The 11941-nt window shown below is 34.2% G+C and carries 12 protein-coding genes and 1 pseudogene; 8 read left to right on the forward strand and 5 right to left on the reverse strand.

Annotated features, from left to right (window positions below):
• Both V7719_RS16670 and V7719_RS16675 read right to left on the reverse strand, forming a co-directional pair.
• The gene (locus V7719_RS16670) at nt 1-945 is read right to left on the reverse strand and encodes an MlaD family protein (protein WP_335731083.1); all 945 of its coding nucleotides are present in this window, start codon (nt 943-945) and stop codon (nt 1-3) included.
• Between the two features lie 54 nt (nt 946-999).
• Entirely contained in the window at nt 1000-2118 is a 1119-nt protein-coding gene (locus V7719_RS16675) for an N-acetylmuramoyl-L-alanine amidase family protein (RefSeq protein WP_335731084.1), read from the reverse strand.
• Nucleotides 2119-2241: 123 nt separating this feature from the next.
• Between V7719_RS16675 and V7719_RS16680 the strand changes: the two genes are divergently transcribed.
• From V7719_RS16680 to V7719_RS16695, 4 genes are all read left to right on the forward strand, one after another.
• Nucleotides 2242-5016 (forward strand): putative LPS assembly protein LptD, encoded by a 2775-nt coding sequence (locus V7719_RS16680; RefSeq protein WP_335731085.1) that lies wholly within the window; start codon nt 2242-2244, stop codon nt 5014-5016.
• Nucleotides 5017-5029: 13 nt separating this feature from the next.
• Complete coding sequence (locus V7719_RS16685) at nt 5030-5410, forward strand: Rid family detoxifying hydrolase (protein ID WP_335731086.1); 381 nt, start codon at nt 5030-5032, stop codon at nt 5408-5410.
• Nucleotides 5411-5518: 108 nt separating this feature from the next.
• A complete protein-coding gene (locus tag V7719_RS16690) occupies nt 5519-6160 on the forward strand; it encodes a peptidylprolyl isomerase (RefSeq protein ID WP_335731087.1) in 642 nt (213 codons plus the stop codon).
• Nucleotides 6160-6867, forward strand: a complete 708-nt coding sequence (locus V7719_RS16695; RefSeq protein ID WP_335731088.1) for a 16S rRNA (uracil(1498)-N(3))-methyltransferase — start codon at nt 6160-6162, stop codon at nt 6865-6867. The genes V7719_RS16690 and V7719_RS16695 overlap by 1 nt, the downstream gene beginning before the upstream one ends.
• Nucleotides 6868-6898: 31 nt before the next feature.
• Here V7719_RS16695 and V7719_RS18825 read toward each other — a convergent pair.
• A pseudogene (locus tag V7719_RS18825) lies at nt 6899-7105 on the reverse strand (hypothetical protein); the annotation flags it as partial.
• A 139-nt stretch (nt 7106-7244) separates the two neighbouring features.
• Here V7719_RS18825 and V7719_RS16700 point away from each other — a divergent pair.
• The 4 genes from V7719_RS16700 to V7719_RS16715 all read left to right on the forward strand — a co-directional run bounded on the left by V7719_RS16700 (nt 7245) and on the right by V7719_RS16715 (nt 10903).
• Complete coding sequence (locus tag V7719_RS16700; protein ID WP_335731089.1) at nt 7245-7916, forward strand: DUF4159 domain-containing protein; 672 nt, start codon at nt 7245-7247, stop codon at nt 7914-7916.
• Nucleotides 7917-8079: 163 nt separating this feature from the next.
• Complete coding sequence (locus V7719_RS16705; protein ID WP_335731090.1) at nt 8080-8586, forward strand: TrmH family RNA methyltransferase; 507 nt, start codon at nt 8080-8082, stop codon at nt 8584-8586.
• A 39-nt stretch (nt 8587-8625) separates the two neighbouring features.
• Entirely contained in the window at nt 8626-9714 is a 1089-nt protein-coding gene (locus V7719_RS16710) for an AI-2E family transporter (RefSeq protein WP_335731091.1), read from the forward strand.
• Nucleotides 9715-9721: 7 nt separating this feature from the next.
• On the forward strand, nt 9722-10903 hold the full coding sequence (locus V7719_RS16715; RefSeq protein ID WP_335731092.1) for a THUMP-like domain-containing protein: 1182 nt from the start codon (nt 9722-9724) through the stop codon (nt 10901-10903).
• Here the strand turns inward: V7719_RS16715 and V7719_RS16720 are convergent.
• Nucleotides 10900-11322, reverse strand: a complete 423-nt coding sequence (locus V7719_RS16720) for a hypothetical protein (protein WP_335731093.1) — start codon at nt 11320-11322, stop codon at nt 10900-10902. The genes V7719_RS16715 and V7719_RS16720 overlap by 4 nt on opposite strands.
• 276 nt (nt 11323-11598) lie before the next feature.
• Nucleotides 11599-11850: a GIY-YIG nuclease family protein gene (locus V7719_RS16725; RefSeq protein ID WP_335731094.1), complete on the reverse strand. Its 252-nt coding sequence runs from the start codon at nt 11848-11850 to the stop codon at nt 11599-11601.
• Nucleotides 11851-11941: the final 91 nt, after the last annotated feature.

Consider the following 11941-nt stretch of genomic DNA (forward strand, 5'->3'; position numbering starts at 1 on the left):
TTAATTATTTTGGCCTTCTTCTTTTGGTGATGTATATGGTATTTCCTTTTTAGACAGAATACGTCTGTAACGAGCAGGATGCAACTTAATATCTCTAAGCAATTCTTCCATTTCTTTGGATGCAGCCTCTAAATTATCATATAACCCTTCGTCTTTTAAAAGCTTACCAATAGTACCGTCTCCACTTTGAATACCAGTCATCAAGTTGTTTACAGACGATAATGTTTCATCAAGTTTTGCAACAGTTTCAGAAAATTTAACTTTTTGTAAATCGGAAGTGATTACAGATAAATTCTGTGCAATGGTGTCAAAATTATCCAATAGCGAACTTAGCTTTGCATCATTATTCTTAACCAATGCATTTACTGAAAAGGACAACGTTTTAAACGACTTCATCGTTGCGTTTAATTCGGCTATAGCGCTCTTTAGACCATCTTCAGATTCATCTTCGACAAGATTATTTAAACTTACCAAAAGGGTATCTGCAGATTTTAGAGTTGAATCTAGATTATTACTAACTCCTGAAAAGTTTTTTGTTAGACTAGAAATCAAATCGTCTTCAACTTCAGAATTCAAAAAGTCTCCAGACTTTGCCAATTCACCTTCATTATCGACAACAATAGCAAGCGCATTGCCGCCCATTAAACCTGTTGCATATAATCGCACTTTACTTTCCTTTGAAAATTTGAGTTGATCATCAACTGTAAACTCTACCCTAGTTTTTCCAGTTTCATAATCATATTTAATGTCTTTGATTTTCCCAACAGCATTACCTTTCACAGTCACAGGTGAAGATTTGGTAAGCGCATTATAATCAAACTCGGTATAGTAGGTATCTGGTGATTCGAATAGATTTTCACCTTTAAGATAATTGATTAAGAATATCAATAATATGATACCCGAAAGCACCAGTATGGCTGTTTTAATTTCTCTTGAAACTTTCAAATTTTACAATTTTGGGTTAAAACAAAATTAGCAATAAAAATATAAACAACCTTTCTAATTAGATGCAGATTTTAATGCTTCGGAAACATCTATTTTATTTCCATCTTTATGAGCTACAACAAAACAGTCTTTATAACCTTTAGCTCGTGCTTCAATTTGGAGTTGCTTTACAATAGTATAATCTGAAGTATATCCGTGATAATACTTATAGGTATTTCCAACTTTCTCTCTAGAAATATCCTTCAACCCTTTAAAATTATAGGATTTAGGGGCTAATTTTTTCGAGCTAGCTGCGATTTGAACTTTGAATACAACATTTTCAAAAATTTGTGGTTCACCTTCAATTTCTATATCTGCACTTTCAGAATTACCTTGGTAAATATTTTCGCCAACGTTTTGCTCTATATGAGATTTATAGTCAAGAATCGCTTTTCTAATCGCTGTTGCCATTTTAGTTTTTCCAGATGAAGAATTAAGAAATCTCCCTTCAGCTTTATTGGTTAGAAAACCAACTTCAACAAGTACACTAGGCATATACGTATTATGCATCACCCATAAACTCGCCTGCTTTAGGCCTCTACTCTTACGTTTTAAGCCTTTAGAAAAGTTATCCTCAATCATTCTTGCTAGTTTGATACTGTTCTCGGTATAATCTTCTTGCAACAGACTCAACGCAATTAACGACTCCGGAGAGTTTGGATCAAAACCTTCATAATGCTTTTCGTAATCGGCTTCTAGAAAAATCACCTCGTTTTCCTTTTTGGCAATCTCCATATTACGTTTGGTATTCGCGACTCCAAGCACAAAAGTTTCAGTACCTGAGGCTTGAGAGTGATGCGCATTACAATGCACTGAAACAAACAAATCAGCATCAGCATCATTCGCAATTTTAGCGCGACCTCTTAGCGTTACAAATACATCTTTCTTTCTAGTGTATATAACTTTGATGCCTTTATTTTTTTCTAATTCCTTTCCAATCTGCAGTACAATATTCAAAGCAATACTACTTTCTTTGTGACCATTCCCTATGTTACCAGAATCGTGACCTCCATGACCAGCATCTAAAACCACCACAAACTTATCTTTATCTTTTTGAAAAGCGTGTGCTGATGTTAAAAAACTGGTAATTAACAAAATTAATAATACGAATCTATAATGAGGTGTCGTTTTCATACGTGTTTAACGTTTTATCAACTCGATTTATTTTAAGTCTTTAAAATACGATGGTTTTCGTACTTTGGATACTTTATTTAAATTAATTGAATTATAAATTAATCATAAAAAATATATGTAATTTTGGCAATTCAAAAACCGAGCCATACTTTAGCAAAAATACATTTAAAAGCATTGCGTACAAAAAGCTTACACATACTTTTTACCCTAAGTTTTACCATGTTTATTAACATGTTTTGCTTTGCACAAGAGTTGCCTAACTCTAAGGACCCCATTAAACCCAAAACGGTTACGGATACAATTTCGGTAAGTGTTGATTCATTACTTGCCCCACCTCTCAACATAAAGGAAATTGATAGTGTAAAAAAGGATTCTGTTCCGAAGAAAAATGAATTGCTTTCAGATATCGTTAACTACAAAGCCAAAGAATATGTAAGATTGAACCAGCGAAAAAATCAAACCACACTCTATAATGAGGCTGAAGTCAATTACCAAGACATGAATATCAAGGCTGGGATCATAACAATTGACCATAGTAAAAATTTAGTATATGCTGGACGATTAAAAGACTCTGCTGGAGTGTATTCACAAAGACCTGTTTTTACACAGGGACCAAGTGTGATTGAACCCGATTCTATTATTTTTAATACCAAAACTAAGAAGGCACTTATCTTTAATTCAAGAACGGAACAAAATGGAGGCACCATCATTGCTGAAAAAACAAAGATGGAAAATGACTCCACGCTCTTTATACAAAATGGTAAGTTCACTACTTCAGATAACTTAGACGATCCCGAGTATTATTTCCTCTTACGAAAAGCAAAAGTAGTTCCCGGTGTAAAAGTGGTGACTGGTTTAACCAATTTATTCATCTATGATGTGCCTACACCAATTGGCTTGCCTTTTGCTTATTTTCCAATGAGCAAGAAACAAACTTCTGGTGTTATTATGCCAACTCCAGGTCAAGAATTAGCAAACGACAGAGGTTACTTTTTACAAAATGGTGGTTATTATTTTGCTATAAGCGATTATTTGGATTTAGCAGTTCTTGGTGATTACTATACTAATGGTAGTTATGGGTTGCGTTTGGAAAGCAATTATGCAACGCGTTATAAATTTAATGGTAATTTGAGTTTTAGATATGAAAATTTAATTAATAGTGAGCCAGGTTTTCCTGATTTTGCGAAATCTACGATTTACAATATTAGATGGTCTCATAGTCAGGATGCGAAGTCCAATCCGAGTTCTCGGTTTTCGGCTTCTGTAAACTTAGGTAGTAGTCAGTATTACCGACAATCGATTAATCAATTGAATTTGGCGAGTTCACAAAACAACACCTTAGCATCTTCGATATCTTATTCTAAAACATTTCAAGGTGAGCCTCAGGTCAATATGAATGTGACTGCCACACACTCACAAAACACCAATACAGAGCAAATCAATATGACCTTACCAACCTTGCAGGGAAGTGTAAGTCGCGTTTTTCCTTTTGAGCCTAAAACTGGAATTAAGAAAGGGATTATCCAAAATATTAACTTTCAGTATAACGTAAGAGCAGAAAACAGAATCCAGACAACTGACTCCTTATTTTTTAAGTCTGAAATGTTTGATGATGCACGCGTAGGTGCAGTACATTCCATTCCTATATCTACAAATTTTAAGGTATTTAATTACTTTAGTATGAGTGCGAATGCCAACTTTGAAGAAAACTGGACCCTCAATACAATCAATAGGTTTTACGACCAAGACACTGAAGAAATCATCACTGAAGACTTGAGTCAGTTTGATCGTTTCTTTACTTATAATTTTGGTACGAGTATTGGAACAACCATTTACGGGATGTTCGATTTTGAAAAAGAAGGAAAAGATCCTTTGATTCAAAAGATTCGCCATGTCATGCGACCTTCTATTAGCTACAATATCAATCCGGCTTTTGATAATTATTATGACACCTTCGAAATCGTAAATGCCGATGGCACAACTGCTGATGAAGCTGAAAGAGTAGAATACACTAGGTTTGAAGGGGCTTTATTTGGTGTACCAACCAAAACGTTTTCAAGTTCTATGGGGATTTCTCTAGGAAATAATTTTGAAGCAAAAGTCAGAGATAGTGACAGCACTGCCACAGAACCAAAAAAGATTAAGCTTCTAAACAACCTTAATTTCTCTACGTCCTATAATTTTGCTGGTGACTCGTTACAATGGAGTCCGTTGCGAGTATCAGGTGGAACTACAATTTTGAAGGATAAGATGAATATCAACTTTGGGATGGTACTCGACCCTTATGCCTTGGATAATAACAACCGGAAAATTGACCAATTTAATATCAGTAACGGTGGGAGTTTATTCAGATTAACCTCTGCCAACCTTAATCTTAGTTATTCAATATCTAGCAAAGAGTTTGAAGGAGGAAGTGATGAAGAAGATCGCGGTATTCAAGATAATTTAAGAAGTGGTGGTCGAGCTGATGACCTCTTTGGAAGACCTCAAGATTTTGCAGACCAGCGACTGAACGATGATGATAAAAAAGATAAAAAGGAAGAGCCTTCCGAATTTTATAATTATAAAATTCCGTGGAGTCTACGATTGGCATATGCAGTGAATTATACTAATTCGACAAGACAAAATACCATATCAAGTAATTCATTGATGTTTTCTGGTGATATCGATTTATCTCCAAGATGGTCTGTTGGCGCATCCTCTGGTTATGATTTTGTAGGCAAAGGGTTTACCCAAACCCAATTGCGGTTTGAACGTGATTTATTGAGCTGGCGAATGAATTTCACATGGGTTCCTTTTGGTCCTTATAACCAATGGAATTTCTTTATAGGTATTCGCTCAAACTTGCTTAAAGATCTTAAATACGATAAGCGCAAACAACGTGATCAACAACTTTAAAATATAGCACATCATGAAAACCATTATCAATACACCTAACGCTCCCGCTCCAATTGGACCATACAATCAAGCTGTTCTAACAGGAAATACTTTATATACTTCAGGGCAAATTGCAATTAACGTTACAACAGGTGAATTGGTTTTGGATTCTATTACGTCGGAAACCGAACAGGTGATGACCAACCTTAAAGCTGTTCTAGAAGCTGCAGACATGACCTTTGAGAACGTCATAAAAACGTCGATTTTTATTAGTGACATGCATGACTTTGCAAAAATAAATGACGTTTATGCGAAGTACTTTAATGCTGATACTGCTCCTGCTCGTGAAACGGTAGAAGTGGCCAACTTACCAAAATTTGTTAATGTTGAGATTAGCATGATCGCTGTAAAATAACGGCAATATCAAGTTATAAACAATCAATTCTTAAAAACTTCATGTCATAAGTGTTTTATGGTTGATTCTTAAGTTTATTTTTGAAGCATATTACAAAATAACCTTACTATGATTAAAGTTTTACTATCTGCAACGCTATTCTTATTCACTAGTATTTTAGTAGCTCAGGACAATTTCGAAAAATCCTTAGATTCTATTCAAACACTTGACGATGTCAATCTATTCTTTAAAAAGAATAAAACAGCGAAAGGAAAAGTGATTGTGTTTAATGAAGAAAAGCACAAAACAAAAATGGCTGTGGATATTTTCAAAATGGGTGTAGGCTCTAAAAAATACTTTAAAGATTCGCCTCAAAAAACCTATTATAAAGTCATCGAAAAGTATGAAGTCCCTTACTATCGTGTAAGTTGTGTGTATTTGGACGGAAATAAAAAATCCATGGAAGAGATTAATGCGATTCGTAAAAATGTAATTTCAAAATATAATCAAGGATACAGATTTACCGATTTAGCCAAACGCTATTCTATGAACAACACTGCAAAACAAGGTGGTGATTTAGGTTGGTTTACCTATGGAGACTTACATCCAGAATTTGAAAAACAAGTTCTAGAAGCCACCTATGCCGTTAACGATGTCTTCACAGTTGATATCCCAGAAATACAAGCGTATTATGTGGTTTTGATGACTCAAGGCAAAAAGCTTATCGAAGAAGCCAAAGTTTTAAAAGTGACAGAACCTAGAAGAAGATAATGCAACTGTTCTACAATAAAGATTTAACAGAAAACGATTCTGAAATCCGATTCTCTAAAGAAGAAAGCAAACATATAGTAAAAGTCTTGCGAAAATCTGCCGGAGACACATTACACATTACCAACGGAAAAGGTTGGTTGTTTTCTGCGGAAATCACGCTCGCAGATATTAAAAATTGCATTGCTATAATTAAGACTTCAGAGTTACAATCAAAACGAGGCTACAAACTTCATTTGGCTGTTGCTCCTACCAAAATGAACGATCGCTACGAATGGTTTTTAGAAAAAGCTACTGAAATTGGCATAGATACTATCACGCCTATCTTTTGTGATAACAGTGAGCGTAAAGTCATTAAAGCAGATCGTTTTGAAAAGATACTACAATCTGCAATGAAGCAATCTTTGAACTGTTATTTACCAAAATTGAACAACGCCATAACCTTTAAGGAATTTATAGATCAAAGTTTTGAAGGACAAACATTCATAGCGCATTGCGAAGAGACTGATAAAAAATCCTTAAAACAAAAATTAAAGGCCAATCAGGATGTTACAATTCTTATTGGTCCTGAAGGTGATTTTAGCACTAAAGAAATTGAGCAAGCAGCTCAACAAAACTTCAGTCCCGTGGCACTTGGCGAGACACGACTACGTACTGAAACTGCCGCAATTGTTGCATGCCATTCAGTTGCGTATTCAAATGAATCATAAGTTTAACTGAATACCTGTAAAAGCTTAAAAATCAAAAATTTGAATTATATAAACTAATATTAATTTGGCTTTTTCGTTTACTAATTCCGGGATAGAAATAGCATGTTTTCCTTTTACTAAATGGAGCTTTCCATCTAAAATAATTCCAATGATCGACATGATAAGACAAGGTGATTATTGCTGTCTTTCTGTTTTTATTTTGTATTTGCATTCGTGATTTATCGGCTAGCGGATAACCAGAACATCCTTGTTACATAAAGAGCTATAGAACTGCTATTATTGGATAAGGCTCTGCTTTTTCTGAAGAAAAAAATATTGGTGTCAAAAATAACGTTAAAAGGATATGTTTCATAACTCTTATTTTTTATTTTTGAAGTATGAGGATTAATTTACAACATTTCAGAAATCTTACAGTAGTATTTACGGTTGTGCTAGGTTTAGCAAGTTCAACTGTTCTTGCTCAGGATTTAGCAATGGTTAAATATAAAGGTGGCGGAGACTGGTATAGTAATCCGACAGCCTTACCCAATTTGATTGAATATTGTAATGATAATATCAAAACAAAAATGAATACTAAACCTCAGGTTGTTGAAGTTGGTAGTGTTGATATTTTTCAATTTCCTATGCTGCATATGACAGGTCACGGCAATGTATTTTTCTCTGATGAAGATGCCGAAAACCTCAGGAAGTATTTACAGTCGGGCGGATTCTTACATATTGATGATAACTACGGAATGGAGCCTTACATAAAAAAAGAGCTCAAAAAAGTATTTCCAAATCTAGAGCTGGTAGAATTACCAAAGAATCATGAAATTTTTAATACTGCTTTTAAATTCCCCGATGGTTTACCAAAGATTCATGAACATGATGGTAAACGCCCACAAGCTTTAGGGGTTTTTTATAAAAACAGATTGGTATTGCTATTTACCTTTGAAAGCGATCTTGGTGATGGCTGGGAAGATCCAGAAGTGCACAACGATCCAGAAGATGTTAGAGAGAAAGCACTTAAAATGGGAGCAAATATTGTGAAGTATGCTTTTGAAAATTAGAATATGATGAAAACCAAAAGTAAATCATATTGGTCCTTAGCGTTAATTATGGATATGGCTTTTACGTTTCACATGAGCCACCAATCTGGATCAACATTCCGTATTTATTAAAGTTTTAATAAAAACAGCTTTGCGCCTTTGCGTCTTAGCGAGAAAAAACTAAATGCAACTAGACCACTACTCCACCAATTTTAAAAAACATACGTTTCCCATAACTGTTGTTTGCGAAAATGTCACCAATGCACCAAATATTGGAAGCTTGTTTAGAACTGCGGATGCTTTTGGAGTCGAGCAGTTAATATTTTGTGGTGAGAACATTTCGTTAGGTCGAAAAATAACGAAAACATCTAGAGCTACCGAAAAATCGGTTAAGCATGACCTACGAACTGATGCTCTCGAAGTCGTTTCAGAATTGAAGAACAAAGGCTATTTCATCGTTGCCCTAGAAATCACCACAGAAAGCACAGCTTTAATAGATTGTAAATTTCCGAAGAATACATCGATTGCATTAGTTATTGGTGATGAGAACTTTGGTGTGTCTGAAGCGATCCTTAATCACTGCGACGCTGTCGTACATATCGATATGTTTGGCCAAAACAGTAGTATGAATGTGGTACAGGCGACTAGTGTCTCTTTATATGAAATAACCAAACAACTACAACTTAATTAAGTAAAGTCTTTATATATTTATAGAGTAAAAATCAATCGAATGAATTCAAGAACTGTCGCTAACGGAATACTTAGAGCAATAGGTATTACTGTAGCAATTGCACTTTTACTATATTTTCTATACAAAATACAATCTGTAATCGTATACATACTTATTGCTGGAGTAATTTCATTAATAGGAAGACCTATAGTTATCTTTTTGAGAAGGCGTTTAAAGTTTGGAAATGCGATTGCCGTTATAACAACAATGCTAGTTCTCGTAGGTATTTTTGCAGGAATTGTGAGTTTATTAATTCCGCTACTTGTTGAGCAAGGTCAAAATTTATCTTTATTAGATATTACCGCTTTGCAAGAAAATGTTGAAGAACTTTATAGGTCTGGTATAGCATATTTGGAGCTCAATCATATAGATGCTGAGCAAGCCATCAAGGAATCCAAGATTTTATCAAGCATGGATTACAGTGTTATTCCAAATTTTCTTAACAGTATCGTTTCTGGACTTGGCAGTTTTAGTATTGGTTTAATGTCTGTATTGTTTATTGCTTTTTTCTTTTTAAAAGACAGCAATCTGTTTGAACAAGGCATTATGACATTTGTACCTAACGGAAAAGAATCAAACACAAAACGCTCGATCACTAAAATATCAGATTTATTATCACGCTATTTTGTTGGTTTGTTCTTTCAGATTTTGATATTATTCATCATATACACCATTGGCTTGTTAATCATTGGTGTTAAAAATGCTGTGGTTATTGCGTTTTTATGTGCTTTGATTAATCTCATTCCGTATTTAGGGCCATTAATTGGTGGGGTTTTAATGCTCCTCCTAGTGATGACCAATAATTTAGGCGATAGCTTTAATGATGTCATGTTGCCAAACATGATTTATACCTGTATTCTCATTGCTATTGCGCAACTCGTAGATAATTTTGGTAGTCAGCCTTATATATTTTCTAAAAGTGTTAAATCGCATCCGTTAGAGATTTTCTTAATCATCATCATTGCTGGCCTCCTTTTCGGTGTTGTTGGAATGATAGTCGCTATACCATCCTATACAGCCATAAAAGTGATTTTAAAAGAGTTTTTATCCAATAATAAAGTGGTAAAAAAACTAACACAAGGTTTATAATCTGCTTTTGAATACTGAAATTTTAAATATCGAAATTCAAGAGTTTATTAGCAGTAATCTTAATACCGAAACTTCTAAAATTCTCCTTAAAGGCACTAACTTCAAACATGTAAGTACACTTGAAATTGTAGATCAAATTGAAGCTAAAGTAAAATGTAAAAAAAAGCTACCGACTTGGTTTTCTTCGGAAAAAATCTACTATCCAAATAAGCTCAACATAGAGCAAACTTCTTCTGAAATTGCGGCATCATACAAGTCTCAATTACTTTCTGGATCATCAATAATAGATGTTACAGGTGGCTTTGGAGTAGACAGTCATTACTTTTCTAAAGTATTTGATAAAGTAATCCACTGTGAGATAAATTCAGAATTATCTGAAATAGTAAGTCATAACAATAACGTATTAGCAGTTGGAAATATCGAAAGCATATCTTCAGATGGCATTTCACATGTATTATCGTCTAAAAACACTTATGACTGGATCTATATAGACCCATCTAGAAGACATGATAGTAAAGGAAAAGTGTTTTTCCTTAATGATTGTTTACCTAATGTTCCTAAACATCTTAATGATCTTTTTAAATCTAGTCAACGTATCGCTATAAAGACATCACCATTATTGGACTTATCGATAGGTATAGACGAATTAAAACATGTTAAGGAAATTCATATTGTAGCCATAAAGAATGAAGTTAAAGAGCTCTTATGGTTATTAGAAAGTGGTTTTAATAATGAAATCACTATTAAAACCGTTAATATTATTGAAGACAAAAAAGATGACTTCTCATTTAAGTTCGTCGATGAATCAAAAGCTTTGGTGACTTTTGATTATCCGCAGAAGTATCTTTATGAACCTAATTCAGCAATTCTTAAATCAGGAGGTTTTAATAGTTTAGCTGAAAACCTAAAGCTTTCAAAACTACAGCAACACTCTCATTTATACACGAGCAATGATTTAGTAGATTTTCCTGGTCGCAGTTTTAAAATTGAATCTGTTTTAGATTACAACAAAAAACAAATGAAAAGCTTAGGGGTTTCCCAAGCCAACATTACGACTAGAAATTTTCAAGAAACAGTACAACAAATCCGAAAAAAGCATCGCATTAAAGATGGTGGAAACACCTATCTCTTTTTCACAACGAATTATCTCAACGAAAAAATCGTAGTTATTTGCTCAAAGTTTGATTAAAGGTTTACTGGAATGCTATTGGTTAAATAGTTATCAAGATCAACTTCTATGTCAAAACTCATACATTGCTCCATAGTATAGACCACCTTTTCATCACTAATTCCAGTAGTATTCTTGGATACATTGAAAATGATGTCATCAGCAGCGAAAGTTAAATAACCTGAAGCACTGCCAGAAGCCAAATTCGTTACTGTATGCAAAATTGTACCATCAATAGTGGCAATTTGCAACGTTACAGCCACAGTACCACTATTAGTGATTCTTGCTTGTGGATCCTGATTACTACAAGGGTCTAGAGGATCTGGAGTTTCAAAAAGAGACTGTTCCAGTTGTTCGTTTTCAATTGACTCAACAGAGCAATTAAAACATGCGGTCATAACAATTACACACGCAATTGTGTTATTTAGTAGGTTTTTCATCGACTTGGGGTTTAATGAAATATAGGACAAATGTAAACCTTAAATCAGTACAAACCAACTATTTTACCGATAAAGTGACAAAAATACTCGGTGAAATACTATTTTGAATTTGAAACATCGATGAACTACTACTAAAAATCACTTATAGATAAAGTATTTCCTGAACATTATATGGATTTGATTAAAAACAAGAAATCCCTTCCAACTAAATGAAAGGGATTCTGTGAGCCCTGCAGGATTCGAACCTGCGACCGTTCCGCAGATATGCGGAATGCTCTATGTCGTACTAATAAGCCATTCTATATAATCTCTTGATTTTTTGCTTTTAATTTCTCTTTCTCTTCCATAAGCTTCAGTTTTACTCTCAAAACTTTCAGTGTACACAATTTGCCAATCATTTGCTCTGCCGGTAAAACCTTTATGATTTGTATTATGCTTCCTTAATCTTTCTTGTAAATCGGAACAAGTATATCCAACATAATAATGATTTATAGATTTTGAAAAAAGAATATAAGTTAAACACGTCATTCTATTTTAGTTTTAAAACAAGAAATCCCTTCCAACTAAATGAAAGGGATTCTGTGAGCCCTGCAGGATTCGAACCTGCGACCGTTCCGCA

It is taken from the genome of Psychroserpens sp., from assembly GCF_036960315.1.
In the GTDB taxonomy this organism is placed as follows: Bacteria; Bacteroidota; Bacteroidia; order Flavobacteriales; family Flavobacteriaceae; genus Psychroserpens.

Excerpts from the sequence above, each read along its gene's own strand:
- V7719_RS16675 (WP_335731084.1), bottom strand. The coding sequence starts at position 2,118 with ATGAAAACGACACCTCATTATAGATTCGTATTATTAATTTTGTTAATT.
- V7719_RS16685 (WP_335731086.1), top strand. The coding sequence starts at position 5,030 with ATGAAAACCATTATCAATACACCTAACGCTCCCGCTCCAATTGGACCA.
- V7719_RS16690 (WP_335731087.1), top strand. The coding sequence starts at position 5,519 with ATGATTAAAGTTTTACTATCTGCAACGCTATTCTTATTCACTAGTATT.
- V7719_RS16695 (WP_335731088.1), top strand. The coding sequence starts at position 6,160 with ATGCAACTGTTCTACAATAAAGATTTAACAGAAAACGATTCTGAAATC.
- V7719_RS16700 (WP_335731089.1), top strand. The coding sequence starts at position 7,245 with ATGAGGATTAATTTACAACATTTCAGAAATCTTACAGTAGTATTTACG.
- V7719_RS16705 (WP_335731090.1), top strand. The coding sequence starts at position 8,080 with ATGCAACTAGACCACTACTCCACCAATTTTAAAAAACATACGTTTCCC.
- V7719_RS16710 (WP_335731091.1), top strand. The coding sequence starts at position 8,626 with ATGAATTCAAGAACTGTCGCTAACGGAATACTTAGAGCAATAGGTATT.
- V7719_RS16720 (WP_335731093.1), bottom strand. The coding sequence starts at position 11,322 with ATGAAAAACCTACTAAATAACACAATTGCGTGTGTAATTGTTATGACC.
- V7719_RS16725 (WP_335731094.1), bottom strand. The coding sequence starts at position 11,850 with ATGACGTGTTTAACTTATATTCTTTTTTCAAAATCTATAAATCATTAT.